The sequence below is a fragment of the Lentzea sp. NPDC005914 genome, from assembly GCF_040629405.1.
In the GTDB taxonomy this organism is placed as follows: Bacteria; Actinomycetota; Actinomycetes; order Mycobacteriales; family Pseudonocardiaceae; genus Lentzea.
This window is the reverse complement of record NZ_JBEXVQ010000018.1, coordinates 19,669-46,363: the sequence shown is the minus strand read 5'-3', so window position 1 is coordinate 46,363 and position 26,695 is coordinate 19,669. Positions and strand designations below refer to the sequence as shown.

General features: G+C 68.6%; 22 protein-coding genes. 16 read left to right on the top strand and 6 right to left on the bottom strand.

The window, feature by feature from the left end; genetic code table 11:
* The first annotated feature begins 36 nt into the window (after positions 1–36).
* Both ABZ345_RS25080 and ABZ345_RS25075 read left to right on the top strand, forming a co-directional pair.
* The gene (locus tag ABZ345_RS25080) at positions 37–3,774 is read left to right on the top strand and encodes a Pls/PosA family non-ribosomal peptide synthetase (RefSeq protein ID WP_359853260.1); all 3,738 of its coding nucleotides are present in this window, start codon (positions 37–39) and stop codon (positions 3,772–3,774) included.
* Positions 3,771–4,967: a M1 family metallopeptidase gene (locus tag ABZ345_RS25075; protein ID WP_359853257.1), complete on the top strand. Its 1,197-nt coding sequence runs from the start codon at positions 3,771–3,773 to the stop codon at positions 4,965–4,967. The genes ABZ345_RS25080 and ABZ345_RS25075 overlap by 4 nt, the downstream gene beginning before the upstream one ends.
* A 54-nt stretch (positions 4,968–5,021) precedes the next feature.
* Here the strand turns inward: ABZ345_RS25075 and ABZ345_RS25070 are convergent, their stop codons facing one another.
* Positions 5,022–5,393 (bottom strand): Imm8 family immunity protein, encoded by a 372-nt coding sequence (locus ABZ345_RS25070; RefSeq protein ID WP_359853254.1) that lies wholly within the window; start codon positions 5,391–5,393, stop codon positions 5,022–5,024.
* Between the two features lie 59 nt (positions 5,394–5,452).
* On the opposite strand from ABZ345_RS25070, the gene ABZ345_RS25065 reads away from it, so the two are divergent.
* The 4 genes from ABZ345_RS25065 to ABZ345_RS25050 all read left to right on the top strand — a co-directional run bounded on the left by ABZ345_RS25065 (position 5,453) and on the right by ABZ345_RS25050 (position 8,955).
* Positions 5,453–6,532 (top strand): mechanosensitive ion channel domain-containing protein, encoded by a 1,080-nt coding sequence (locus ABZ345_RS25065; protein ID WP_359853251.1) that lies wholly within the window; start codon positions 5,453–5,455, stop codon positions 6,530–6,532.
* Between the two features lie 23 nt (positions 6,533–6,555).
* Entirely contained in the window at positions 6,556–7,236 is a 681-nt protein-coding gene (locus tag ABZ345_RS25060; protein WP_359853249.1) for an alpha/beta hydrolase, read from the top strand.
* Positions 7,233–8,579 carry an MFS transporter gene (locus tag ABZ345_RS25055; RefSeq protein WP_359853246.1) on the top strand — a complete coding sequence of 449 codons (1,347 nt, stop codon included), beginning with the start codon at positions 7,233–7,235 and terminating at the stop codon, positions 8,577–8,579. The genes ABZ345_RS25060 and ABZ345_RS25055 overlap by 4 nt, the downstream gene beginning before the upstream one ends.
* Positions 8,580–8,679: 100 nt before the next feature.
* A complete protein-coding gene (locus tag ABZ345_RS25050) occupies positions 8,680–8,955 on the top strand; it encodes a hypothetical protein (RefSeq protein WP_359853244.1) in 276 nt (91 codons plus the stop codon).
* Between the two features lie 47 nt (positions 8,956–9,002).
* Here ABZ345_RS25050 and ABZ345_RS25045 read toward each other — a convergent pair whose 3' ends face one another.
* Positions 9,003–12,233 (bottom strand): S8 family serine peptidase, encoded by a 3,231-nt coding sequence (locus ABZ345_RS25045; protein WP_359853241.1) that lies wholly within the window; start codon positions 12,231–12,233, stop codon positions 9,003–9,005.
* 251 nt (positions 12,234–12,484) lie between these two features.
* A complete protein-coding gene (locus ABZ345_RS25040; protein WP_359853239.1) occupies positions 12,485–13,144 on the bottom strand; it encodes a hypothetical protein in 660 nt (219 codons plus the stop codon).
* A 112-nt stretch (positions 13,145–13,256) separates the two neighbouring features.
* On the opposite strand from ABZ345_RS25040, the gene ABZ345_RS25035 reads away from it, so the two are divergent.
* Entirely contained in the window at positions 13,257–13,946 is a 690-nt protein-coding gene (locus ABZ345_RS25035) for a hypothetical protein (RefSeq protein WP_359853236.1), read from the top strand.
* Here the strand turns inward: ABZ345_RS25035 and ABZ345_RS25030 are convergent.
* Positions 13,930–14,373 (bottom strand): DUF6098 family protein, encoded by a 444-nt coding sequence (locus ABZ345_RS25030; RefSeq protein ID WP_359853234.1) that lies wholly within the window; start codon positions 14,371–14,373, stop codon positions 13,930–13,932. The two genes, ABZ345_RS25035 and ABZ345_RS25030, sit on opposite strands and share 17 nt — an antisense overlap.
* 264 nt (positions 14,374–14,637) lie before the next feature.
* A complete protein-coding gene (locus tag ABZ345_RS25025) occupies positions 14,638–15,063 on the bottom strand; it encodes a cupin domain-containing protein (protein ID WP_359853231.1) in 426 nt (141 codons plus the stop codon).
* Between the two features lie 72 nt (positions 15,064–15,135).
* Between ABZ345_RS25025 and ABZ345_RS25020 the strand changes: the two genes are divergently transcribed.
* From ABZ345_RS25020 to ABZ345_RS25005, 4 genes are all read left to right on the top strand, one after another.
* Positions 15,136–16,791 carry an FAD-binding dehydrogenase gene (locus tag ABZ345_RS25020; RefSeq protein WP_359853228.1) on the top strand — a complete coding sequence of 552 codons (1,656 nt, stop codon included), beginning with the start codon at positions 15,136–15,138 and terminating at the stop codon, positions 16,789–16,791.
* 77 nt (positions 16,792–16,868) lie between these two features.
* Positions 16,869–17,672 (top strand): serine protease, encoded by an 804-nt coding sequence (locus ABZ345_RS25015; protein WP_359853225.1) that lies wholly within the window; start codon positions 16,869–16,871, stop codon positions 17,670–17,672.
* Between the two features lie 55 nt (positions 17,673–17,727).
* Positions 17,728–18,207 carry an NADPH-dependent FMN reductase gene (locus tag ABZ345_RS25010; RefSeq protein WP_359853222.1) on the top strand — a complete coding sequence of 160 codons (480 nt, stop codon included), beginning with the start codon at positions 17,728–17,730 and terminating at the stop codon, positions 18,205–18,207.
* On the top strand, positions 18,204–18,671 hold the full coding sequence (locus ABZ345_RS25005) for a flavin reductase family protein (protein ID WP_359853220.1): 468 nt from the start codon (positions 18,204–18,206) through the stop codon (positions 18,669–18,671). Before ABZ345_RS25010 ends, ABZ345_RS25005 begins: the two co-directional genes overlap by 4 nt.
* Here the strand turns inward: ABZ345_RS25005 and ABZ345_RS25000 are convergent.
* The gene (locus ABZ345_RS25000; protein WP_359853217.1) at positions 18,660–20,354 is read right to left on the bottom strand and encodes an FAD/NAD(P)-binding protein; all 1,695 of its coding nucleotides are present in this window, start codon (positions 20,352–20,354) and stop codon (positions 18,660–18,662) included. The two genes, ABZ345_RS25005 and ABZ345_RS25000, sit on opposite strands and share 12 nt — an antisense overlap.
* A 195-nt stretch (positions 20,355–20,549) precedes the next feature.
* Here ABZ345_RS25000 and ABZ345_RS24995 point away from each other — a divergent pair, with 195 nt between their 5' ends.
* The 5 genes from ABZ345_RS24995 (at position 20,550) to ABZ345_RS24975 (ending at position 26,678) form a co-directional block, all read left to right on the top strand.
* Entirely contained in the window at positions 20,550–21,647 is a 1,098-nt protein-coding gene (locus tag ABZ345_RS24995) for an LLM class flavin-dependent oxidoreductase (RefSeq protein WP_359853214.1), read from the top strand.
* Positions 21,644–22,111, top strand: coding sequence for a GNAT family N-acetyltransferase (locus ABZ345_RS24990; RefSeq protein WP_359853211.1), 468 nt, complete (start codon positions 21,644–21,646; stop codon positions 22,109–22,111). Before ABZ345_RS24995 ends, ABZ345_RS24990 begins: the two co-directional genes overlap by 4 nt.
* A gap of 244 nt (positions 22,112–22,355) precedes the next feature.
* Positions 22,356–24,389: an EAL domain-containing protein gene (locus ABZ345_RS24985; protein WP_359853208.1), complete on the top strand. Its 2,034-nt coding sequence runs from the start codon at positions 22,356–22,358 to the stop codon at positions 24,387–24,389.
* A gap of 66 nt (positions 24,390–24,455) precedes the next feature.
* A complete protein-coding gene (locus ABZ345_RS24980; protein ID WP_359853206.1) occupies positions 24,456–25,292 on the top strand; it encodes a trypsin-like peptidase domain-containing protein in 837 nt (278 codons plus the stop codon).
* A 39-nt stretch (positions 25,293–25,331) separates the two neighbouring features.
* Entirely contained in the window at positions 25,332–26,678 is a 1,347-nt protein-coding gene (locus ABZ345_RS24975; RefSeq protein ID WP_359853203.1) for a M20/M25/M40 family metallo-hydrolase, read from the top strand.
* The last annotated feature ends 17 nt before the right edge of the window (positions 26,679–26,695 follow it).

The following is a 26,695-nucleotide window of genomic DNA, read 5'->3' as shown; positions in this document are numbered from 1 at the left end:
GTGACGATTGCGGCTGAACCCGTTGTTCTTCGATCGATGTTCACGGCAGGGGATGCGCCCTCACCGCGCACACTCCTGGACATCGTGCGCGCGAGTGCCGAACAGCACCCGAACGCGCTGGCCGTCGACGACGGCACCACCGCGCTGACGTACCGCGCGCTCATCTCGGAAGTGTTCGAACTCAAGGAAAAGCTCGCCGCCGAGGGTGTCGGGGTCGGCGACCGCGTCGGCATTCGCGTGCCGTCGGGAACGGTCGACCTCTACGTCTCGATCCTGGCCACCCTCGCGGCGGGCGCCGCGTACGTGCCGGTCGACTTCGAGGACCCGGACGAGCGAGCGGAGCTCGTGTTCGGCGAGGCACAGGTGAGTGCCGTGCTCGGCGAGGGCCGATCCCTCGTGCTGCACGGCACTACGCTCGGCGTTCCCGGCGAGCCCGGCCTCGACAACGACGCGTGGATCATCTTCACGTCCGGCTCCACCGGCAAGCCCAAGGGCGTTGCCGTGACGCACCGCAACGCCGCCGCTTTCGTCGACGCCGAGGCGCGGCTCTTCCTGCAGGACGAGCCGATCGGCCCGGAAGACCGCGTGCTGGCGGGACTTTCCGTCGCGTTCGACGCCTCCTGCGAGGAGATGTGGCTCGCGTGGCGCTACGGCGCCTGCCTCGTGCCCGCGCCGCGTTCGTTGGTGCGCACGGGAATGGACCTCGGCCCGTGGCTGGTCGAGCAGGAGATCACGGTCGTCTCCACGGTTCCGACGCTGGCCGCGCTGTGGCCGGTCGAGGCACTGGACGACATCCGGCTGCTGATCTTCGGCGGCGAGGCCTGCCCTCCGGAGCTGGCCGAGCGGCTCGCCGTGGAGGGCCGCGAGGTCTGGAACACTTACGGCCCAACCGAAGCGACCGTTGTCGCCACCGCCGCTCAGCTGACCGGTACCGGTCCTGTGCGCATCGGTCTGCCGTTGGACGGCTGGGAGCTCGCCGTGGTGGACGCGGCCGGCGAGGTCGTGCCGATGGGCGAGTCCGGCGAACTGGTGATCGGTGGCGTCGGTCTGGCGCGCTACCTGGATCCCGCGAAGGACGCCGAGAAGTACGCGCCGCTGCCCTCGATGGGCTGGGACCGCGCGTACCGCAGTGGTGACATGGTCCGCGCCGAGCCGGAGGGCCTGGTGTTCCTCGGTCGCGCGGACGAGCAGATCAAGCTGGGCGGCCGCCGCATCGAGCTGGGCGAGGTCGACGCGGCCCTGCAGGCGCTCGACGGCGTGGCCGGTGCCGCTGCCGCCGTGCGCACGACGCGGGGCGGCAACCAGATCCTCGTCGGCTACGTGGTGGTCGACGGCGAGTTCGACCAGGTCGCGGCCGTGGACACGCTGCGCTCCGAACTGCCTGCCGCTCTGGTTCCGTTGATCGCTGTCGTCGACACGATGCCGACGCGCACGTCCGGCAAGGTCGACCGCGCCGCGCTGCCGTGGCCGCTCGAGTCCATGGACACCGCCGGTGTGGTGTTCTCGGGTCTCGAGGGCTGGCTGGCCGAGCAGTGGGCGGCCGTGCTGGGTTCCGCTCCGGCCTCAGAGGACGCGGACTTCTTCTCGTCCGGCGGCAGTTCGCTGTCCGCGGCGCAGCTCGTCTCCCTGATCCGCACGCGCTACCCGAGCACGTCCGTTCAGGACGTCTACCAGAACACGACGCTGCACAAGCTCGCGCGGCGCCTGGAGTCGTACGGTCAGACGGCCGAGGTGCGCGAGGTCGTGCCCACGCCGCGCTGGACCGGTGTCCTGCAGACGCTGCTGATGATCCCGCTGCTGACCATCTCCGGTGCGCGCTGGGTCGTCGGGCTGACGGCACTGTCGAACGTGCTGGGCTGGACTTCCGTTTCCTGGTGGTGGGTCGTCGCGGGGTGGGCGGTGTTCATCTCCCCCGCCGGTCGCCTCGCGGTCTCGGCCGGTGGCGCACGGCTTCTGCTGCGCGGTGTGAAGCCCGGCGAGTACCCGCGCGGTGGTTCAGTCCACATGCGACTGTGGACCGCCGAGATACTGGCGCAGATGTCGCGCGCCATCGAGCTTTCCGGCTCGTGGGTGACGCACTACGCGCGTGCGCTGGGCGCGAAGATCGGCCCCGGTGTCGACCTGCACTCACTGCCGCCTGTCACCGGCATGCTGAAGGTGGGCCGCGGCGCCGCCGTCGAGCCCGAGGTGGACCTGTCCGGCTGGTGGCTGGACGGCGACCGCCTGATGCTGGGCCGCATCCGGATCGGCGCGGGCGCGACGATCGGTGCCCGCAGCACGCTGTTCCCCGGTGCCCGCGTCGGCAAGCGCGCCGAGGTGGCGCCCGGTTCGGGTGTCGTCGGTTCCGTTCCGACGGGCCAGCGCTGGGCCGGTGTGCCCGCGATCCGCGAGGGCAAGTCGGCGCGCTCGTTCCCGTCGCGTCGTCCTTCCCGGTCGTACTTCTGGAACCTCATGTACGGCGTGTCCTCGGGCCTGCTGGGCGCGCTGCCGTTGCTGGCGGCCGCTCCTGCCCTGCTTTACGTGCTGCGTCAGCCGGTGACGCTCGTGTCGACTTTGTGGGATGTTCCTGTCGCTTCCGCGATCTGGTTCGGCTCCTACGCGTTGCTGGTGCTGGTTTCCGTGCGGCTGCTCGGAATCGGCATGCGCGAGGGCTACTACCCCGTGCACAGCCGCGGCGCGTGGGCGGCGTGGACGACCGAGCGGTTGATGAACAACGCGCGCACGGCCCTGTTCCCGCTGTACGCCTCGCTGTTCACGCCGGTGTGGCTGCGCCTGCTCGGCATGAAGGTCGGCCGCCACGTCGAAGCGTCCACGGTGGTCGCGTTGCCGAAGATGACCCGAGTGGGCGACGGCGCGTTCCTGGCCGACGACACGATGGTCGCGACCTACGAGCTCGGCGGCGGCTGGCTCCGCATCGCCACGGCCCGCGTGGGCAAGCGCGCGTTCCTGGGCAACTCGGGCATGACCGCGCCGGGCCGCAACGTCCCCAAGGGCGGGCTCGTCGGCGTGCTGTCGGCGGCTCCGAAGCGCGCCAAGGCCGGTTCGTCCTACCTGGGCATGCCGCCGATGAAGCTGCCGCGTGCGGCCGAGGTGTCCGACCAGTCGCGCACCTTCAACCCGCCCAAGAGGCTGATGTGGGCGCGGGCGCTGGTCGAGCTCTGCCGGTTCGTCCCGGTGATGCTGAACGTCGCGTTGGTCGTGCTCGTGCTCTTCGCGCTGAAGGAGTTCGGGCTGTGGTGGTCCGGCGTCGTGCTGCTGGGCGCCGGTGTCGCCGCCTGCCTGGTGGCCGTGATCGCCAAGTGGGTGCTCGTGGGCCGCTTCAAGGTGCGTGAGTACCCGCTGTGGTCGGCGTTCGTGTGGCGCAACGAGCTGGCGGACACGTTCGTCGAGGTGCTCGCCGTGCCGTGGCTCGTCGGCTTCTCCGGTGGCACGCCTCTGATGAACCTGTGGCTGCGTTCGCTGGGCGCGTCCGTCGGCCGTGGCGTGTGGTGCGAGTCGTACTGGCTGCCCGAGGCCGACCTGGTGACGCTGGGCGCCGGCGCGTCGGTCAACCGCGGCTGCGTCGTCCAAACGCACCTGTTCCACGACCGGATCCTGCGCATGGACCGCGTGACTTTGGGCGCCGGCGCCACTTTGGGCCCGCACGGAATCGTCCTGCCGGGAGCGTCCATCGGCTCCGACACCACGATCGGACCCGCCTCGCTGGTCATGCGCGGAGAGGATGTACCGTCGGGAACCCGTTGGCTGGGCAACCCGATCTCCGCGTGGACATGAGCTTCTCCGTACACCATTACGCGTTAGAGCTTGACTACAAGCCGCACTCCGCACGTCTCTCTGGGCGTGCGGTGCTGCAGGCTTCCTGCACGTCGCTGTCGTCGTTCGCACTTTCTTTTGGACCCCTGCGGGTCTCGAAGGTGCTCGTGAACGGCAAGCCCGCGCGCTACTCCCACGCGGGCGGCGTCCTGAACATCCGCGCGGCCGTGCGCGGCGCGTTCTCGGTCGAGATCCGCTACTCGGGGATGCCGGTACCGGTGCACACGCCGGAGTGGGGCGACCTCGGCTGGGACCAGCTGACCGACGGCTCTCTGGTGGCCTCACAGCCCATCGGCGCCCCGTCGTGGTTCCCGTGCCTGGACGTGCCTTCCTCGAAAGCGTCGTACCACCTGGAGGTCACCGCGCCCTCGCCGTACACGGTGGTGTGCAACGGCGTGCTCGTGGACGGCAAGGTCTCCGGCAGCACCACGCGCTGGACGTACTCGATGGCCGCGCCGATGGCCACGTACCTCGCGACCGTCCAGATCGGCCAGTACGTCGAGGCTCTGCCCGGCATGTGGGCACCCGCGCGGCTGCGAAGGCTCGTGGCACACGACTTCGGCCGTCAGAACCAGATGATCTCGCTGTTCTCGTCGCTGTTCGGACCGTATCCGTTCGCCACGTACTCGGTCGTGGTGACCGACGACGAGCTGGACGTTCCCGTTGAGGCGCAGGGGTTGTCGACGTTCGGCTCCAATCATGTGGACGGACGGCGCGGCTCCGAGCGGCTGGTGGCGCATGAGCTGGCGCACCAGTGGTTCGGCAACTCCGTCGGGATCGCCGCCTGGGAGCACATCTGGCTCAACGAAGGCTTCGCCTGCTACTCGGAGTGGCTGTGGTCCGAGGCTTCCGGTGGTCGCACGGCGGATGCCTGCGCGGCTGGGGCCCGGGATCTGTTGCGGCGGTTGCCGCAGGACCTGGTGATCGGGCGGCCTGACCGGGCCGACTGGTTCGACGATCGGGTCTACAAGCGCGGGGCGTTGACGTTGCACGCGCTGCGTCGTGCGATGGGGGACGACTCGTTCTTCGCGCTGCTGCGGGAGTGGTGTGCGCGGAACCGGCACGGTGTGGTGACGACCGAGGACTTCCTGTCGCTGGCGGGGCACCGGGACCTGCTCACGCGGTGGCTGTTCGAGCCCGCGCTGCCCGTCTGACTAGCCGCTGCACGGGGTCCAGGACCTTCAGGACATCAATTCGCACTGCGCTCCTCAGGCGTAGTCGTCGAACTCGTAGTGGCCGAGGCGCGTCAGGCGTTCGGCGACCTCGGCCCAGGTCGCGCCCTCGACCCGCTCGATCGCCGACCTGACCGAGCCGAGGATCTCGCCGATCTTCGACGTGCCGACGATGACGAGCTGTTCGACCGAGATCCCCGTGCGGGGAGCGTCCCATTTCGACGGTGCGAATGCGCGGACTTTCTGGCGGTTCCTGACCTGCGATCCCGCCGTGGAGAACGCTAGAACCCGCTTGAGCTGCCCGGACCCTTGTCCAGAATGGGCGACGGCGACCCGTGGTGCACATCGCGTGAACGGAACCTGCTCGCACCGGCCGGCAAGCGGTTGCCGGACTGAGCATCGAGTCACAAACACGTGTTCCTCACGCCGGACGCCGGGTACCCGGCCTCGATACGGGAGGAGGAAACGTGCTGTTCGTGGTACTCGGCTGCTCAGTGGCCTTCGCGTTGTTGGTAGTAGAGGTGGTTCATCGGCTGGTGCGCCGCTTCACCCACAGCGGCAAGATGTACCGGCCCGGCCAGGTGTTCGGCGCTCTGCTGGCCGCGCAGATAAGCCTGAGCGTGTACCCGGTCACAGCGCCGATCACGCTGCACCTGCTGGGGATCGCGCTGATCCTGGCCGGCGCGTGGCTGCTGTCGGCGTTCATCAGCACGATGGTGGACATCTCGCTGTCCCGGATCCGCACCGATGTCACGGACAACCGGCATGCGCGGCGGGTGCACACGCAGGTCACGCTGGTGAGGCGCCTGGCGTTGGTGGTCATCGGGGTGTTGGCGGTCGGTGCGATTCTGATGACGTTCCCCGGAGCGAGGGCTGTGGGGTCGACGGTGCTGGCGAGTGCGGCCGTCATCGGTGCGGTGGCGGCGTTGGCGGCGCAGTCGTTGCTGGGCAACGTGATCTCCGGGATGCAGATCGCGTTCAGCGACGCCATCAGGCTGGATGACGTTGTTGTCGTTGAAGGTGAGTGGGGGCGGGTCGAGGACATCACACTGACGTACGTGGTGCTGCACCTGTGGGACGACCGGCGGCTGGTGCTGCCGACGTCCTACTTCCTCAAGACTCCCTTCGAGAACTGGACTCGCACGCAGTCGGCGTTGCTGGGGACCGTGGAGCTGGATCTCGACTGGACGGTGCCGGTGGAGGCAATGCGCCAGGAGATGCGGTCCATGCTGGAGGGCAGCGACCTGTGGGACGGGCGGGTGTCCGTGTTGCAGGTGACGGCCGCTACCCAGGGGTTCGTGCGGCTGCGGGCGTTGGTCAGCGCGGCGGACGCGGGCAAGTTGTGGGACCTCAGGTGCCTGGTTCGCGAGCACCTGGTGGACTGGCTGCAGCGGCACCACAACGGTGCGTTGCCGCAGGTCAGGACGCGGGCGGTCACCGGAACCAAGAAGCTGCAACCGGCGAGCGACCAGCACACCGATGCGCGGGTCTTCGGCGAGAGCGTGGACGGGGCGCAGCGGGAGCAAGCGTTTGCGGGACCCAAGTAGAACGCTCCCGTACGGTCGAGGGCATGAACGTGATCGTGCACGACGGGCAGAACGTCGCGGCCGACTGGGACCAGGTCAAGGCCCTGCTGGAACCCGCCGAAGTACCGGAAAGGCGCGGCCGCAACGGGGTGCCACTGCCTGACGACTACAGCCTGCGCACCGAGATCGACGACCTGCACGCGGTCCTCGACCGGCACGAGCGGCCGGCCCTCATCGGACACAGCTACGGCGGCCTCATCGCGCTGCTGACGGCACAGGAGCGCGACGACCTCACCGCGCTCGTGCTGTACGACCCTCCGCTGCGCCTGGACAGCGCCGCCATCGCCAGCGTCGGGCAGGCCCTGACCAGCGGTGACCGCGACCTCGCGCTGGAGATCGTGGTCACCGGGATCGCGGGCGGGCACTCGTTTCGCGACACCGATCCGGCGCGGTGGCTCAAGGCGCAGGAGATGCTCGACACGACGTACGAGGAGCTGAAGGAGATCGACCGCTACCGCTACCGGCCACCGGAGTTGCGGGTGCCGGTGACGGTCATCGTGGGTGAGCGGACCGACCACATCTTCGGGCCGGCCGCGCGAGAACTCGCGAAGGACACCGGCGGTTCCTTCGTCACGCTGCCGAACGAGGGACATGTGGCGCACCGGACGAACCCCGCGCTCTTGGCCGCGACGATCTGCGGAGGATCCACCACACTGGGCGGATGAGAACCGGGGACCAGGTCGTTCAGAGCCTGCCGTGGCGGTGGCGCGCGCAAGGCACGATCTTCATCATCGGCGGGCTCGGGTTCCTGTTCGACGCGTGGGATGTCACGCTCAACGCGTTCCTGATCCCGCTGGTCAGCGCCGAGTGGGGGCTGAGCCTCGGCGAACGCGGGTGGGTCGGCACGGCGAACCTGATCGGGATGGCCGTGGGGGCGTTCGCGTGGGGTTCGGTGGCGGACACCATCGGGCGCAAGAAGGCGTTCAGCCTCACGATCCTGATGTTCTCGATCTTCACGGTGCTGGGGGCGGCGAGCCCGGACTTCGTGACGTTCTGCGTGTTCCGGTTCCTGGCCGGCATGGGGCTCGGCGGGTGCATCCCGGTCGACTTCGCGCTGGTCGGCGAGTTCACGCCGGCCAAGGTCAGAGGCAGGGTGCTGGCGGCGATGGACGGGTTCTGGCCGCTGGGCGCCACGCTGTGCGGGCTCACCGCGGCCTTCCTCTCCGGTCTGGGCAGCTGGCGGCTGCTGATGCTCACGATGGTGCTGCCGGCGCTGTTGCTGTTCTGGATCCGCCGCGGCGTCCCCGAGTCGCCGATGTTCCTCATCACCAAGGGCAGGCCGGCCGAGGCCAAGAAGGTCATCGACGACCTGGTCGCCAGGACCGGAGCGCCGCGGGAAGAGTGGCAGCTCCCCGAACCCCAGCAAGCCCAGAGCCTCTCCCCCAGGGCGATGTTCGCGCAGCTCAAGGACATCTGGCGGTTCGACCCGCGGCGCACGGGAGCGATGTGGCTGATGTTCCTCGCCGTGTTCCTGCTCTACTACGGCGCCATCACGTGGTTGCCGAGCATCCTCAAGGCGCAGGGATACGGGACGTACGCGGCGTTCATGGTCACGACGGGGACAGTGGCGGTGGGCATCGTGGCCGCGCTGATCAGCGCGTGGCTGGTGGACGTGTTCGGGCGCAAGTGGGTGATCGCGGTGACGGCGCCGCTCGCGTCGGTGGCCCTGGTCCTGTTCGCGGTGCAGATCAACGTCGACACGGCCGCGAAGGTGTGGATCACGCTCTACGGGATGCTGATCCAGATCGCGATCCCCGCGCTGTACGCGTTCGCGCCCGAGCTGTACCCGACGCACCTGCGGGCCAGCGGGTTCGGGTGGGCGTCGACGATCAGCCGGATCGGCGCCGGGTTCGTGCCGGTGCTGCTCGGGTCGATCCTCTGGCCACGTCTGGGGCTGCCGCTCACGTTCGGGGTTATCGGTGTCGTGGTGGTGGGCGGGGTGATCGTGATGATGCTCGTGGTGCCGGAAACGAAGATGCAACCTCTCGCCGAGGCCGTTCCGTCCTAGGCGCATGAGAAGACCGCTCGCCGTCGCGTTTTGCGCGCTGGCTCTCGGAAGCTGTGGTACGAACGGGACAAATGCCCTGCCGTATGCGGAGGTCCCGACCGTGTCTTCAGCCAAACCGGACAAACTCCGGATCGAGCAGGCGATTCGCGACGGCCACCTCACCGTGCCACTGATGATCTCCGTGCAGCCGGGACGCGACGAGGAGGTCGAGCAGGCACTGACGAAGCTGGGCGCGACCGTCGAGTCGCGGGATCCCAGAATCGGTTACCTGCGGGCCGAGATGCCGGTCGACAAGGTGGAAGACGCGTATCTCATCGCCGGCGTGTCCAAAGTGGACGTGGACGAGCCGCTGAACAACAAGTTGCCAGAACCGTAGAAAGCCCCAGGATCTCGTGAATCCTGGGGCTTTCCGCGTTCGAACGACTAGCTGACGGACTCGATGATCACGGCACCGCGGCCGACGACGTTCTCGTCCGCCGTGCGCACCTCGAGGTCACCGCGCAGCACGCGGCCGGCACCGGGCGCGCTCAGCGGCGTGATGACACCCGCGACGTTCCACGCCGTACCAGCGGCGTGGTCGGCGTTGGCGTCGGACACGGTCAGCGTGCCGAAGCTGGCTGCCGTGTAGACGTCGAAGTAGTCGAACAGCGTGGTGCCCGCGGGCACCGCGTAGCCGTCCAGCACGACGCGCCAGTTGCCGGCGGCCGGGTTGTTGATCGTCACCGATTCCTCGGAGTCACCGTCCGCGGACTGACCCGCCTGCACGCAGGGGCCTGCCGCGCAGTTGTACACGGTCAGGTCGAGGTCAGCCCCCGGGTCGGACGGGTTGCCGATGGTGACGGTCAGCTTGGACGCGCCCGCCGGCACCACGAGGTTGACCGTCTGGCTCTCCCCGTTGGCGATCGTCGGACGACTCGTCGCCGCGCTGCCGACCGCACCCGCCACGAGCCGGCCGTTGAACGCGGCCTGCGTGTTCGTGACGGTGTAGTTGCGGTTCACCGGCACGCCCAGCGTCGCGGACGCGATGGTGTCCGGGTTCGGGCTGATCGTCGTGCCGAGCACGGACGCGGTCACCGAGTACGGCGCCTCGTCGGCGTCGGAGGTGCGACGTGCCTCGACCACGATCTCCCACACACCGGCCATCGGGTTGGTCATCGTGCGGCTGGTGGGCGAACCCGCGTCACAACCGGCGCCCGCGTTCGGGTTGTAGCAGTTGGTCGAAGCGTTGGACTCGGCACCGACGCCCTGCGGGGTGAAGCGCAGGAAGCGGACCTGGCCCTTGCCGGCCTCGCCGCCACCGGTCAGGTCGACCTTCAGCGCGGTCGTGCCCTTGGGCACGTTCACGAAGATGCTGGTCGTCTGGTTGCGAGCGATCGTGCCGGACTTCGTGACCGAGAACTTGTTGGCGGCGTTGAAGCTCTGCGCCGCGAACACGGTGTTCAGGGTCTGCGAGTCGACGCCGGGCGTCTCCGGGTTGTCGATCTGCAGGATGGCGCTGTGCGCGCCGGCGGTCTTGGCCTTGACCTTGACCTCGAACTGCACCGGGGTGTTCAGCGGCAGGTTGACGGTCCGGTCCGAGTGGAACGTGCCGTCGTTGCCCTTCCACGTCACGTTGTGCGTGTCGTGGTCGTCGCCCGTGGTGCGGGTCAGCGTGTAGGTGCGGGTGTACTCCTGGCCCGCGGCAACACCTTCGCGGTCGTGGATGCCGACACCGACGTTCGGGGTGGCCAGCAGTCCACTGAGGACGGTGTTGACCTGGACCGACGTCGTGATCTGGTTGGGCTCGGAGTGCTTGTCCAGCAACGACCACGCGGCGTTGGTGTTGAAGAGACCGGCACCCTGCTCGTACGCGCCCAGGCCGCTGACGAAGTTGGCGCTGCGCTGGATCGCGTAACGCAGCTCGGCACTGGTGGGCTTGCGGCCGTTGTGCTCGGCCTTGAACGCGCTCACGAGCAGCGCGGCGGCACCGGTCGCCTGCGGGGCGGCCATCGAGGTGCCGTTGAACATCGAGTAGCCGGGCGGGAGGGCGTAGGTGCCCGCCACCGGGCCGCCCGCCTGCCAGCGCGGCGTGGTGGAGATGGCCGAACCCGGCGCGACGATGTTCGGCTTGAAGCCGCCGTCCTCACGCGGGCCGCGCGACGAGAAGCCGTGCAGGCTCTGCTTCTGCGCGGTCTTCGAGCCGTAGTTCGACAGCCAGGTCTGGCTGGTGATGTACGAGCCGACGCTGACGGCGTCCGTGGCGACCGACGGGTCACCGACGGTGTTGGCGCCCGCACCCGAGTTGCCCGCCGAGATGAACAGCTGGACGTTGTACTCGTTGATCGTGCGGTTGTAGAGCTCCGCACGGGCGTTGTTGCCGTCGTTGAGCGCCGGGAGGCCACCGATGGAGATGTTCACGACGTCGGCGCCGTTGCGCGCGGCGTAGAGGACACCGTCGATGAGACCGGAGCTGGTGCAGGACGGCGTGGAGAGGCAGGCCTTGACGGCCATCAGCTTCGCGCCCGGCGCGGCACCGGCCATCTTGCCGTCGAACAGCTTGTTGCCGGAGGTGATGCCGGCGACGTGGGTGCCGTGCGCGGCGCCCGCGATGCCCAGGTTCACGTACGGCGTGCCCTGGTTGTCGTAGATCGAGCGGTCGGTCTGCACGACGAAGGCCATGCGGTCGGTGACCGCGGTCGCTGGGTTGTCGGTGCCGAAGAAACCGACGTCCTGCTTGACCTTGTAGTCGATCATCCGCTTGTTGTTGGTGAAGTTCGCGTCGCCGTCGGTGTCGACGAAGACTTCCTTCGTGGTGATGTCCTGGATGACACCGAACGAGTCGAGCTTGTCGCCGTCGCGGTTGATGTCACCGCCGGTCTCACTGGCCGCCGTGCCGAGGTCGCCCGCGGTCTCGCGGAAGAGGCCGAACGAGTAGGGGCCGCCGGTGGCGGGCGCCGTCCACTCCTTGCCTCCGTTGGTGAACTTGCCGACCACACCGGTCTTGGTCATGGTGACCCAGGTGCCGTCCCCGGAGTTCGTGGCGTTCGCGTTGTACCAGTCGATGATCTTGCGCTCACCGGTGCTGGTCGTCTGCAGGGCCGGGGTGTCCAGGTCGATGCCGGAGTCGATCACGGCGATCGTGGTGCCGCGGCCGTCCCACTTCGGGTGCGCGGTGGCGAACTGCGCCGCCTGCGTGTCCTGCGTCGGCATGTACGGGTTGGTGCGCGGCGTCGCCGAGCTCGGCGGCGTCTGCGGGGCCGGCTGCTCCATGCCGTCCGTGCGCGGGTCGTCGAGCGCGATGAGGCCGTCGACGTCCACGGTGCTGACGGACTTCAGCTTGGCCGCCTTCTCCGCGTTCTCCCGCGGGATGGTGACCTTGACGTAGTCGACGTCCTTCTCGGTCTTCTGGACCGTGGCGCCGAGCGCCTTCAGCTCGCTGACCGCGGCGTCGGTCTTGCCGTTCTCCGCGGCGACCAGCAGATCGACGGTCGGCTTGCCCTCACGGGCGGCCTGGTCGACGAGCTCGCGGTCCTTCTTGTCCAGCTGCTTGTCGGCGGCCGGCTTGTCCTGCGCTGCGTTCTGCGCGATAACGGGGGTGGCGGCGAAGCCGAGCCCGGCAGTGCCCAACACCGCGGTCAGCAAGACCGTTCCGGTGCGGCGTCTCCAGTTCTTCACGGCGCATGTGCCCTTCGTGGGGTAGAGAGTGCTCCGAAGCACATCTCTTCGCCTCGCGAGGGGCAATAGTCTTCCCGGACCATTCTTTGGATCCACATTGGACTGTTCAGCGTCTTGTCCGGGCACACTTTTAGTGCTGCGCGTTTCTTTTTCGTTTTAGAACGAGCAGTCGCCCTCCAGTCAAGAGCTGATGGAGGGGAATGTCAAGCCGCTGTCAACGGTGAACGTCGTTGCCGTGTAACAGGATCTCGTCAACGAGCGATGGACTGATCGCTATTTCCGCCCATTAGCGACTTCAATCTCGACCGCACGCGGGCAACGAAGCCCTGGCCGGTCGCGAGCGGTTTCGGCTGCGCTCCGCACCTCGGACAGTGATTGCGATGCCGGGCCAGCGCCCGCTGGAGTTCGGCCACCTGACTCGCGGTCCGTTCGGGCACCGAGTCCTTTTTGACCGAGAGCAGACTCAGCTCCGTGAGCGTCTTCTTACCCGTATGGAGACGAACAGTCGGCGCGATCGTGTGGAAAAAGATCATGTTGCGCCGCCGCGCGGGTTCGATTGTCCGGACATCGCACCACTGAATGGCGGTCCGGCGGTCGAGGCTGTTCGACGCAATGCCATCCGCCGTGAGCTTCGTGCCCATGGTGAAACTGCGCCACGCGACAGTGCCGCCCATCAGGGACCACAGGCCGCCGAAGACGTAGCCGTACCAGGGGCCGTCGACCATCGCGATCGGGCCGCTGACGGCAACCGCGCCGCCGAGGCCGAGCAGGACCCATCTCCACCTGGTGTGCATGTCCCCATCCTGTTTACCCGATTCGGGCGCTCCACCTCTCAACGCGGGCGGGCCTCGGCTTGTTGAGCGCAGCAGCACGGACGCCACCAGCGCGGTGTGCTGAAGCGCGAGGTTCACACCCGGTCTCATCGACCGAGAATGCGCCCGCGCAGGTCACAGGCACATCGGTAGGACCACTCGTGCGCGCGTTCCGCAGGACTGGGGCCTGATCAAGCGCTACCTTGCGCCCATGGACCTCAAGCCGGTCGCCGACGAGCTCTACGGGCTGCCCCCGAAGGAGTTCACCGCGGCTCGCAACGCCGCGGCCAAGCAGGCGGACGACAAGGACCTCGCGAAGGCCATCGCCGACCTGCGCAGGCCGACCGTGGGCGCCTGGGCGGTCAACAGGCTGGTCCGGGACGCGCCGGCGGGGCTGGAGGAGGCGCTGGGGCTGTCCACGGCGCAGCTGACCATGCGGGAGCTGGGACGCAAGCGCAAGGAGCTGCTGGAGGCCCTGGTCTACCGCACGCTGGAGCTGACCGGGCCCCTCGCGGACGATGCCGTCACGCAGGTGCGCAACACGCTCACGGCCGCGATGTCCGATCCGGAGTGCGCCGAGCAGGTGCGCAACGGGCACCTCACGAAGGGGCTGGAGTACTCCGGGTTCGGGTTCGCCGTGCCGGTCGCGGAGCCCGCCCCGGACGACGGTGAGGACGCGCTGGCCCGCAAGCGGCGTGAGCGGCAGGAGCGCAAGCGGGCCGAGGCGCAGCAGGCGCTGGACGAGGCCGAGCAGGCACTCGGCGAGGCGCAGGCGGACCAGCTGGCGGCGCAGCGGGCGTTCGACCGGGCCGCGGAACGGCTCGAGGACGCCAAGCGCGTCACGAGTGCGGCGGAGAAGGCCCGCAAGGCCGCGGAACGCAAGCTCAACGATCTGAGCTAGACCGGTCCAAAGGGCCCCACTCCGACGACTGCTGGGCGTCGACCAGGTCGACGCACTCGTCCAAGGCCGAATCGGCCACCCACGCCAGCGGCTCGAGGCAGCGGACCAGGGGCTCGTTGTCCGGCCCCCGGCCCACCTCCGCGCCGCGCAGCACCCACGCGCGAACTTCCGGGCCGCGCAGTTCGCGCAGGTGCCGGTAGTCGAAGAGGCGGCGCGCCACCCACAGTTCGTGGGAGCGCTCGCCCCACCACGGTTCGATGCGCAGCGGGTTCGCGGACAGGCCTGGCAGCTCCACGCCGGTCAACGAGTCGCGCGACGTCGAGGCGGCGTCCGCGGTAGGCCCCTTCGACCAGCGGACGTAGACGTCGTCACCCAGAAGGCCGACCAGTTCGGCGAGATCTGTGATCGTGGGCAGCTCTTCGGTCACACCAGGTGACGTACCCAGGCCGAAGCTGAAGGGAACCTGAAGGATTTGAGCCCGGTCACAGTGAAAGCCGACCGGAACACCACGCTCCGGTTGTACGTTCAACAATGTGGTTGGCCGCGGGCGCTCGAGCTGCTCGCCAGGACGATCCGGCACCCCCAGGCTGGAAAAGTCCTTCCGCAGGCGTTGCGTGCTCGCGCCGCGGTCAACCCGCCGTCGGCCGGCACGCCAGAACCCCCCTCCTGGTTGTGGCGGTCGGCGGCACCCTCAGCCGGGCAGGTTGTACTGGTCGTGGCGGGCGTAGAAGGCCTCCAGCGCCTCCGGGTCGAGGCCCTTCGCCGCCCCGACCTCCAGGAAGAAGTTCTCCCGGGCGATGCCGGGTGAGAACAGGATCAGCATCCGCACCGGAGCGTCGCTGTCGTTGCGGAACGCGTGCGGCCGGTTCGGCGGCACGTACAGGAAGTCGCCCTCCCCGCCCTTGATCCACTCGTCGCCGTCGTACAGCGAGATCTCTCCTTCGAGCACGTAGAACGACTCGGAGAAGGTCTTGTGGAAGTGCGGACGCGCGCCGGACTGGTGGGCGTCCATCCGCCACTCGAACAGGCCGAACTCGCCGTTCGTCACCGATCCGGGCGCGACGAAACGGGTGGTCCTGGTGCTGAAGCCCACCTCAGCAGCCGGTCGAAAGCTCATCAGTATCAACTCCCCAGATATGAAAATAGCTCAGGTCTCGTACATGACCTGCGGTGGATCTATGCTCGGCCGATGGCACATGACGCGGATGTCATCGTCGTCGGCGCGGGCCTCGCAGGTCTCGTCGCGACCGCAGAGCTCGCGGACGCGGGCCGCAAGGTCATCCTCCTGGATCAGGAGCCGGAGGCGACGCTCGGCGGCCAGGCCTGGTGGTCGTTCGGCGGGTTGTTCCTGGTGGACACCCCCGAGCAGCGCAGGCTCCGGGTCAAGGACTCGCACGACCTGGCCCTGCAGGACTGGATGGGCTCGGCGCAGTTCGACCGCGAGAGCGACCACTGGCCCCGGCTGTGGGCACAGGCCTATGTGGACTTCGCGAGCGGCGAGAAGCGCTCGTGGCTGCACAACATGGGGATGCGCTGGTTCCCGTTCGTGCAGTGGGCCGAGCGCGGCGGCTACCTCTCGAACGGCCACGGCAACTCGGTGCCGCGCTTCCACGTCACCTGGGGCACCGGTCCCGGTGTGGTCGAGCCGTTCGAGCGCCGGGTGCGCGACGGCGTGGCCAAGGGACTCGTCACGCTGAAGTTCCGCCACCGGGTCACCGGCCTCAACGTCACCAACGGCGTGTGCGACGGCGTCTCCGGCGACGTGCTGGAGCCGTCGGCGGTCGGCCGCGCCGAGCCTTCGTCGCGCACGGTCGCCGGCGACTTCTCGCTGTCCGCGCAGGCCGTGATCGTCACGTCCGGCGGCATCGGCGGAAACCACGACCTGGTGCGCAAGAACTGGCCGGAGCGGATGGGCACGCCGCCGAAGTTCATGCTGTCCGGTGTCCCGGACTTCGTGGACGGGCACATGATGGAGGTCGCGCAGAAGGCGGGCGCGTCGATCATCAACGCCGACCGCATGTGGCACTACCCCGAGGGCATCGCGAACTACGCACCCGTGTGGGGCAAGCACGGCATCCGCATCCTGCCCGGCCCGTCGCCGCTGTGGCTCGACGCGGACGGCAACCGGCTGCCGATCCCGCTGTTCCCCGGCTTCGACGCGCTGGGGTCGTTGCAGCACATCACCACGCACGGCCACGAGCACTCGTGGTTCGTGCTGAACAAGAGGATCATCGGCAAGGAGTTCGCGCTGTCGGGCTCCGAGCAGAACCCGGACCTGACGGGCAAGGACACGCGTGCGGTGCTCAAGCGCGCGCTGCCGGGTGCGGTGGCGCCGGTCGAGGCGTTCGCGCAGAAGTCCAAGGAGTTCATCCAGGCCGGGACGGTCGCGGACCTGGCGCGCGGCATGAACGCGCTGACCGGCGACTCGCGGATCGACGCCGCCGCGCTGGAGAAGATCATCGTCGAGCGCGACCGGCAGGTGAGTTCAGGCCTGGGCAAGGACATGCAGGTCAACGCGATCCGCGCGTCGCGGCACTTCCTGACGGACAAGCTGATCCGCGTCGTCGAGCCGCACCGGTTGCTCGACCCCAAGGCCGGTCCGCTGATCGCCGTCCGGTTGTCGGTGATCACGCGGAAGACGTTGGGAGGCCTGCACACCGACCTGTCGTCGCGCGTGCTCGACGGTTCCGGTCAGGTGCTGCCTGGGCTCTACGCAGCCGGTGAGGCCGCGGGCTTCGGCGGTGGTGGCGTGCACGGATACCGTGCGCTGGAAGGAACTTTCCTCGGCGGCTGCCTGTTCTCGGGCCGCGTGGCGGGACGTTCGGCGGCCGACGCCGTTTCCTAAGTTACAGAGCCGAACTGAGACGAAACATCCGCCGTTCCTTGCCGCGTACTGAAGTTCCCCCGCGGAAGGAACGGCGAATGCTTTTACGAGGTGGAATCGCGACCGCTCTGCTCGTGCTCGCGATGGCGGGCACGGCGATCGCGGATCCGTCCGTCCAGGTCGTAGGCGGCACGCGAGCGTCTATTAAGGACAATCCGTTCGCGGTGTACCTGGCTCCCCCTGCCGACACGCGCGATCCCCGCTGCACGGGCGTGATCGTCGCACCGAACAAGATCCTCACGGCCGCGCACTGCGTGGACGAGGGCGTGACGGGGCCGAAGCCGATCCCGTTGACCAAGCGCGTGGTCGTGGCGGGACGGGAGAACGTCCACAGCACCGACCAGGGTGTCGTCGCGAAGCTCACCAAGATCGTGATCAACCCCAAGTACGACGGCATCTCCTTCGACTCGGCCGTGCTCACGCTCGACCGCTCGCTGAAGCAGAAGCCGATCAAGATGGCCGGAGCGGCCGACCGGCACCTGTACGCGCCGGGCAAGTCCGCCACCGTGATGGGCTGGGGTGCGGTCAAGGAGGGCGGCAGCACCAACGGTTACCTCATGAAGGCCTCGATCCCGATCCTCGAGGACGAGACCTGCCGCGTCTACTGGGGCAAGGACGACGAGGGCAACGACTTCTACGAGAACAAGAGCATGATGTGCGGTGGTCACCAGGAGGGCGGGATCGACGCCTGCAACGGTGACTCGGGCGGCCCGTTCGTCGCGGGCGGCAAGCTGATCGGCCTGGTGTCGAAGGGCGACGGCTGCGCGCGGCCGAACACCCCGGCGATCTACGCGCGGGTCGATGCTGTCAACCCCTGGGTTGCCAAGGAGATCTTGTCCTGATCTCGCGGGTTGGACGCGGGTTGACGGTCCCGCCGGTTGCGGCTGTGCTGAACGCATGACGCAGATCGGTGTTCTGGTCGGCAACCCGCGGCCCGCCTCGCGCACGCTGCAGGCGGCCCTGGCTCTGCGCGAGGCACTGGCCTCGGCGCTCGGCGTGCCCGTCGAAGGCCCGGTCGTGGAGGCGGCAACGCTCGCACCGGCCGTTTTCACGGAACCGGACACGATCAAAGCCGCGTTGGACACCCTCGGGCAGGCCGACGTCCTGGTGATCGCCACGCCGACGTTCAAGGCCGCCTACACCGGGCTGCTGAAGGCCGTGCTGGACCAGGCGCCGTCGGGGTGGTTGCGGGGCAAGGTCGTCGTACCGCTGCAGATCGCCGCGTCGGACAAGCACGCGCTGGCCGTCGAGGTGCATCTGCGTCCGGTGCTGTCCGAACTGGGGGCTGTGGTGCCGCAGGCCCTGTTCCTCAACGAGGCTTCGCTGCCCGCCGACGTGACGAGCTTCGACCTGGACGCGCTGAAGGTCCTGCGATGAAGGAACAACTGCGCAACGCGTTGAGGCACCACGCTCAGGCCGTCACGATCGTGACGGCGCACGGGACGGACGGGCCGGTGGGCACGACTGTTTCGTCCTTCACCTCAGCCAGCTTCGAACCGCCTCTCGTCGTCGTGTGGATCGGCGAAGGTGCTTCGGTGTGGCCGGTCCTGCGAACCGCGCCCTTGTTCGCCGTGCACCTGCTGGACGCCGCGCAGACCGGGCTCGCCGACCTGTTCGCGACCAAGAACGTCGACCGGTTCGGCGCCGAGACCCGCTGGCGGCCTGACGACGACGGCGTGCCGTGGCTGCTGGACGCGTCGGTGCGGCTGCGGTGCCGGACCGCGCGCAGGATCGCGGTGGGCGACCACATCGCGCTCGTCGGCGAACCTCTGGACATCACGTACTCCGACATCGCCACGCCCCTGGTGCGGCACCAGGGGCGTTACACCTCAGTCGCCTAACGTCCGCAGGATCGCCCGCGCGAGGGTGTCGTTCTGCCTGAACGCCGGCGCGTTCGTGTTCGGCCGGGCGAACGCGGCGAACGCTTTCCCCGTGGTGTAGGGCCCGACGGCGAACCGGGCCGGGTCCTCCTCGCCGCGCTCGTTGACCAGACGCCCTTCCGCGGACACCCGCACCAGCCCGGCGTCGTCCTCCGAGACGTCACCGACCGCGCGCAACGACCGCAGCACCGGGTCGGCCGTGCGGGACAGGGAATGCGTCGGGAGCCGTGCCTCGATCAGGCCGTTGGCGCGCACCACGTCGGGTGTGGTCGGGCTGCCCGCCAGGAACGCGCCGTCCACCGCCTCCACCCACATGTCGGCGCCGACGAACCGCACGATTCCCGCGCGGGACAACGCCAGCAGCTCTTCCAGGCGGTCCGGCGGCGGCCCGGAGGCCAGGTAGCTGAAGTAGCCGTGCCACCAGCCGTCGTGCGGCATCACCTGTGCCATCTGGCCGTACACCGACAGCAGAGCCAGGAAGGCGCCCAGATCCGCGCTGTACCGGGGATCGGAGCGGCGGGCCACGTCGGCCTCGACGTACGCGCGCAGGTGGTCCTGGAACTCCTCGCCGGAGGAGAAGGTCAGGCCGCTCAACGGACGGTCCAGGCGTTCGAAGTCGATGCGGTTGGCCGGGTCCGGCACCGCGAGCAGCTCCAGCTCCCGCATCTCGTCGCTGTACCAGGGCAAAGCGGCGAACGACGTGGCGAACTCGACGAACCGCATCCGCACCAGACCGGGATGACCCGTGAAGAGCTCGTGGTAGTGGCCCCACGCGATCTCCTTGGCCATCAACGGCCAGACGTCCGCGCGAAAGTCCAGACGACGGCCCTTCAACGCTTCCGCGACGAAGAAGTGAGGGAACACGGGCCGAGTTCCCTGCAGCCGGTAATCGGTCTTGGAGTGATACGGCACTCCTCGACGCGAGCCCACGAACAGCCGTGGCTCCAAACCCGAAGGCAGGTAACGCAAAACGCCGTCAGACCGCTCGTACCTGCCACCACGCCCCTCGGTCAGCAGCACCATCAGGTCGATGAACGCGAGCCCGAACCCGCGCAGCACGACATCTCCCGCCACCTCGGACAGATCAGCGTCGGCGGAGTACAGCGGCGGAACGTAGACCAGCCCGTGCTCGGAAGCGTGCTCGGCCAGCTTGCGGTGCTCGGGCTCAGGTTCGGCGTCGAGGTGACCGAGGGCGAGCACGAGCACGTCGGCCCGCAGCGACTCCCCGCTGTCGAGCCACACCCAGTTGCCGACGACCTTCAGTGCACGCGCCTGATGCACGGTCACAGAGATGTTCGGAGGCAGAGATTTCCTTACGTGGTCGAAGAACCACGAAAGGTACCTGCTCTGCACCTGACGCGACGGGAACGACGTCGGGTCGACGTCACCCCACTCCGACAACGACGGACCGGGACGAACCGGACCAAGGCCGTCAAAGCTCGAGTCGGTGAAGACCGTCACGTCCTCCGCCATGGAGTTCATGCGCAGCAACGGGGACTGCGCGTGCCGCCACACCCGCCCCGCACCCGGCGGATGGGGGTCGATGACGTGCACGGTCAGTTCGAGCGACGGCGACTGGGCGGCGATGCGTTCGAGCAGGCCGGCGGCACGAGGACCGCCGCCGATGACGACGAGTGAGCGCATGCGCGTCTTTCCGTTGGAGGGCAACGAGAAAAGAGCCGCGCCCCTCAACGCGAACACCCCTAGAGTACCCCGCGTGTGCAAGCAAATCCCGCTCTGTGGACGTCGTTGCGAACGGAGCCGGGACGGTGCTGGAGTGGCATGGCGTCTCCCTCAACGCAACCCCTAAGTCTCACTACCAGCACTGGGGAATCGGCCATGCCAGTTGAGTTTCTCGGGATCGCCGCCACGAACGACGGGTCGGAAACGACACCGCGCTCAGGTGGCGCGTTCGACAAGGACTACACGCTCAGGCTCGCTCGGGCGCACGAGGAGCACGGGTGGGACCGCGTGCTGTTCGCGTACGGGTCGGGTGCGCCGGAACCCGCTTCGGCAGCGGCGTACCTGGTGACGAAGCTGGACAAGCTGCAGATCCTGCTGGCACACCGGCCGAACGTCTCGTACCCGACGTTCGCGGCCAAGACGTTCGCGACGCTGGACCAGATCAGCGATGGCAGACTGACGGTGCACTTCATCACCGGCGGCACGGATCACGAACAGCAGCGCGAAGGCGACTACCTCAGCAAGGACCAGCGCTACAGCCGCACGCGCGAGTACATCCAGATCGTCAAGAAGGCCTGGATCAGCCGGTCCGCCTTCGACCACGACGGTGAGCACTACAAGTTCGCGGACTTCGTGAGCGACGTGTTCCCCGTGCAGCAGCCACGTCCGAACGTGTCGTTCGGCGGCTCCTCCCCTGCCGCGTACGCCGCAGGTGGTGCGGAAGCGGACATCTTCTGCCTCTGGGGCGAACCACTCGCGGAAACCGCCCAGCAGATCGAGTCGGTCAAGCAGGCGGCGAAGGAAGCCGGCCGGACGGACGTGCCGAGGATCCAGGTCGCGTTCCGGCCGATCATCGCGCCGACCGAGGAACTGGCCTGGGAGAAGGCCTACCGGACGGTGGAGCGGATCGAGGCGCGGAAAGCGAACGGCCCGTTGAGCCGCCGCCATTCGCTGACGAATCCGGAGAACACCGGCTCACAACGACTTCTGGCCGTCGCGGAACGCGGTGAGCGATTTGACCGTGCATTGTGGACACCCACCGCGAAGGCAACGGGCGGCGCGGGCAACTCCAACGCGTTGGTCGGCACCCCGGAGACCGTCGCGCAGGCGTTGCTCGACTACTACGACCTCGGCGTGGACATCCTGTCGGCGCGCGGATACGACCTGCTGGACGACGCGATCGACTTCGGCCGGTACGTGATTCCGCTGGTGCGCGAAGAGGTCGCGAAGCGGGATCGGGCCAAGGCCGCATGACCACCCTCGAAGTGCGCCGCGTCCGGCAGTCGGATCCGGACGCGGCGCAGCTGGTCGCTGAGCTGACCTACGAGTACACGACCCGTTACGGGCCAAGAGGCGCGGAGGAGATGCAACGGCCGGCGGACGTGTTCGAGCCGCCACACGGACAGTTCCTGCTGCTCATGGAGGCCGGCGAGGCGGTCGCGGGCGGAGCGTTCAAGCGCCTCGACGACGAGACGGCTGAGCTGAAGCGGATCTGGACGCACTCGCGTCACCGCCGGCGCGGGCTGGCGCGCCGGGTCGTGGAAGAGCTGGAGAAGGAGGCACGGGCCTTCGGCTACCGCCGACTCTACCTCACGACGGGGCCGCGTCAGCCCGAAGCGAAAGCGCTGTACCTGGCGACCGGCTACACGCCCTTGTTCGACGTTGAGACAGACCCACTCACAATAGGTCCGCTGGCGTTCGACAAGGCGATTCATTAGTTCAAACGAGTGAATTCGTGACCGATCCCGGGATTCGCGCCCGGGAATCGGGGTTCGGTTGGACAGGCCAGTCGTGATCAGTAAGCTGTTTCGCTGGACCCACACCCGGTGGTGGTACCGCGCGGGATGTCACCCGTTCGACCGAATCTGGCGGAAGTGGGTTGCGCAGGCGTATCGATTGGCGTCCGACGATCGATCAGCGGATCACCCGGTCCCCACGAATGGCCACCTGAGCTGAATGAACATGGTCGACAGCCGAGAGCCCGCCGTTCGCTGGGCGGCGGCGATCTCCAACACCGTCCTCGCGAACCTCACACGCGAGAAGCTCGAGCAACTGCTCGGCGGCTTCGTCGAGCAGTTGCTCGGTGGTGGCGTGGGCGAGGCTCGGCAGGTCGGCCGGTCGATGGTCGAGAACGACTTCATCTCCTCCGCCACGCTGGAGGAGTCGCTCGCCTACCTCGGTGAGCACACGCCGGTCACGCCGGCCCAGCTGGCCGCACTCGCCGCCGGGTACGCCGAGGGGCTGCGCGACCGCACGCTCGACCAGCAGGAGATCAGCCGCACGGCCGCGATCAACACGATGCGCCGGGCGGAAAGCGCTGTCCGGGTGAGCGAGGCGAAGTTCCGGGCGATCTTCCACAGCGCGGCGTTCGGCATCGTCGTCAGCAGCCTCAAGGGCGACATCATCGACATCAACGAGGCGTTGCTGGCGATGCTCGACTACAGCCACGACGACCTGCGCACGATGAGCGGCCGCGACCTGGTGCACCCCGACGACCGCGCGGGGCTGCGGGAACTGGCCCAGCAGCTGATCGCGTCCGACCACGACAACATCCGGGTCGAGAAGCGGATGATCCGCAGCGACGGCGAGACGATCCAGACGCACATGGCGATCTCGTTGGTGCGTGAACAGGAAGACGCGCCGCCGTACTTCGTCACGATGATCGAGAACATGAACGAGATGCGCGCACTGCAGACGCAGCTCGTGCGTCAGAGCCTCAACGACATGCAGACCGGCCTGCCGAACCGGGCGCAGTTCCTCGGCTGGCTGGAGGGCGCCGTCGGCACCAAGGGCCCGGAGACGCTGGCGCTGGTGCAGGTCGACATCGACGGGTTCCGCGGCGTGAACGACGCGTTCGGGCACAACACCGGCAACAGGGTGCTGATGCAGGTCGCGACGCACCTGCGGGCGGTGTTCTCCGAGGACGTCGGCAAGGTCGCGCGCATCGGCGAGGACGAGTTCTGCGTCCTGATCAAGGACCCCCGCGACGTCCGCGGCGTGATCGCCCTGGTCGAGGAGTTCACCGCCCGGCTGGAGGAGCCGATCTGGGTCGGTCCTCACGGCATCGGCGTGACCACGTCCGTGGGAATCGTGGCTCGCGCGGCCCGTGGCGGCGACCCGGTGGACCTGCTGCGGGCGGCGGACGTCACGGTCGGCTGGGCGAAGCGTGACGGCAAGGCCCAGTGGGCGCTGTACGACCGCGACCGCGACCTGCGCGACAAGGAGAGATACGCGCTCGCCGCGTCGATCCCCGGTGCGCTGGAGGAGGGCCAGTTCCGGATCGACTACCTCCCCGTCCACTCGTTCACCGACGGGTCGGTGCTCGCCCTCGAGGCGAAGATCGTCTGGAACCACCCGGAGCACGGGGTGCTGTGCCCGAACATGTTCACCGACCAGTCCTCCGACAACGGCATGATCGTCAGGCTCGTGCACTGGGCGCTCGCGGAGGCCTGCTCGCACGCCGCGGCGTGGCATCAGGCGTTGGGCTCCAGGACGCCGGTGCTGTCGATCGACCTGCCGCCGCGGCTGTGCCAGGAACCCGAGCTCGTCGCCGAGGTGGCGCGGGTGCTGGACCGGACCGGGCTGCCCGCGTCCCTGTTGCGCTTCGAGCTGCACGAGCACCTGCCGGCGTTGCTGAACGACGAGCAGCTGGAAGAGCTGACGATCCTGGCCGAGCGCGGCATCGGCCTCGTGCTGGACCAGATGAACGGCGGCAACGTCGGTGTCGACCGGCTGCGGCTGATTCCGTTGAGCGGCGTGAAGTTCACCGGCACCGTCGTGCACGGGCTGGACGAGGGTGCGAACCGGGTGGAGGAGAGCGCCTCGGTCGCCCTGCTGCAGTGGGCGTCGGTCCTGCGGCTGCCGCTGTACGCCGAGGACGTGCGCACCGACGCCGAGGCGGCACGGCTCGCCGCGCTGGGCGTGACGGGTGGGCAGGGGCCGCACTTCGGGCCGCCGCTGTCGTCCGCGGACGTCGCCAGGCTGCTTCTCAGCTAGTTCTTATCAGGGTTTTCTCGGCTTCTCCCACAGGTTGCTCACATGATGGCGGTCCATCGTGGAGTCATGACCGAGCAGAGCTTCCCCGCCATGAGCGGGTCACTGGTGGAACCGCAGCCCGCCGTTACCCCGGCGCCGAAGTTCTGGCGCCGCACGGCTCCGATGCTCACCGCGGCGGCGCTCGTCGCCGGGTTGTTCGGAGGTGTGACGGGCGCGGTCATCGCGTCACCGGACTCGCCGTCTTCGGCGTCCTCGTCCGTGTCGGCGCAGACGATCTCCAACACGTCCACTTTGGACTGGTCGGCCGTGGCGTCGACCGTGCTGCCCTCCGTGGTGCAGGTGAACGTCGGCAACGGCCTCGGCTCCGGCGTGATCCTGTCGGCGGACGGCAAGATCCTCACCAACAACCACGTCGTCGCCTCCGCCGGCGGCCAGGTCTCGGTGACGTTGAACGACGGCCGCAAGGTCGCGGCCACCGTGGTCTCCACGGATCCGACCTCGGACCTCGCCGTGCTGCAGGCATCCGGTGTGTCCGGGCTGACGCCGATCAAGTGGGCGGACTCGGGTTCGGTGAAGGTCGGCGACGCGGTGATGGCGATCGGTTCGCCGTCGGGCCTGCAGGGCACCGTGACGACCGGCATCGTCTCCGCACTGGACCGCAAGGTGACGGTGCCCGGTGAGACGCGCCGCTCGCAACCCGTTACGTACCAGGCGATCCAGACCGACGCGTCGATCAACCCCGGCAACTCCGGCGGCGCGCTGGTGAACGCGGCCGGTGAGCTGATCGGGATCAACTCGGCGATCTACTCGCCGGCGTCGAGCAGCGGTGAGGCCGGAAGCGTGGGGATCGGGTTCGCGATCCCGTCGAACCAGGCCAAGCAGATCGTGGACCAGCTCAGCTGACCCTTGTGCGGGAGCGCGCCCCAGGTCTAGACCGGGGTGATGCCCAGTCGACGACAGTTCATGACCGCGGCGGCGATGAGCCCCGCGGTCGTGGCCGTTACCCCTGCCAACGCGTCTCCGGCTGCTTGGCCCACCGGACCGGGACGTCCGACCACCCCTCAGCAGCCCGATCGTGAGCTGCGACGCCTCCTGACCGAGATCGACCAGCGGCGGATCGAGGCGACCGTCCGCAAGCTCGTGTCGTTCGGCACCCGCCACACGCTGTCCAGTCAGACTGATCCGGTGCGCGGCATCGGGGCCGCGCGGGACTGGATCTTCCGCGAGCTGCGTTCGTACGGCGGCCAGCTCGAGATCGAGCTGCAGTCGTTCGTGCAGCCGCCGTCGCCGCGCGTGCCGGTGGCGACGACCATCACCAACGTCCTCGCCACGCTGCGCGGCTCCAAGGACCCGTCCCGGATCTACGTCGTTTCCGGCCACTACGACTCGCGCGCTTCCGACCCGTTGGACGCCGTCAGCGACGCACCGGGCGCCGACGACGACGCGTCCGGGGTGGCCGCGGTCATGGAGATCGCGCGGGTCGTGGCCGGCAGGGTCGTGGACGCGACGATCGTCTTCGCGGCGGTCGCCGGCGAGGAGCAGGGCCTGTACGGCGCGGCGCACCTGGCATCGACGCTGACCGGCGTGCAGGGCATGTTCACCAACGACATCGTCGGAGCCGCGCCTGCCTCGGCGGCCGGCGTCGTCCGGTTGTTCGCGGAGGGCGTGCCCACCTCGGAGACGCCCGAGCAGGCGGCGGTCCGGCGTTCGGTCGGCGGCGAGAACGACTCGCCGTCACGCCAGCTGGCCCGGTTCGTCACCGACCTCGCGGGCACCGGCATGACCGTCGAGGTGATCTACCGGCGCGACCGGTATCTGCGCGGCGGCGACCACATCCCGTTCCTGGAACGAGGATTCCCTGCCGCACGGTTCACCGAGCCGCACGAGGACTACGCGCACCAGCACCAGAACGTCCGGGTGGAGAACGGCGTGCAGTACGGCGACCTGCCCGAGTTCTGCGACTTCGGCTACATGACGCGGGTCGCGCGGGTGAACGCCGCCGTGCTGTGGTCGCTCGCCACGGCACCGGGGACGCCTCGCAACGTCCGCATCCGGACCAACCGGCTCACGAACGAGACGGACCTGGTGTGGGACGTGGATGCCGCCGCGGCCGGGTACGAGGTGGTGTGGCGGCCCACCGACGCGGCGGACTGGACGCACCGGATTCCGCTCGGGGCGGTCGGGGCGCACACCGTCGACCTGTCGAAGGACAACGTGTTCTTCGGGGTGCGGGCGATCGGGGCCAACGGGCGGCGCAGCCCGGCGGCGTTCCCGGTGCCGGCTCCGTGAGTGCGTGGCGGGCGGCG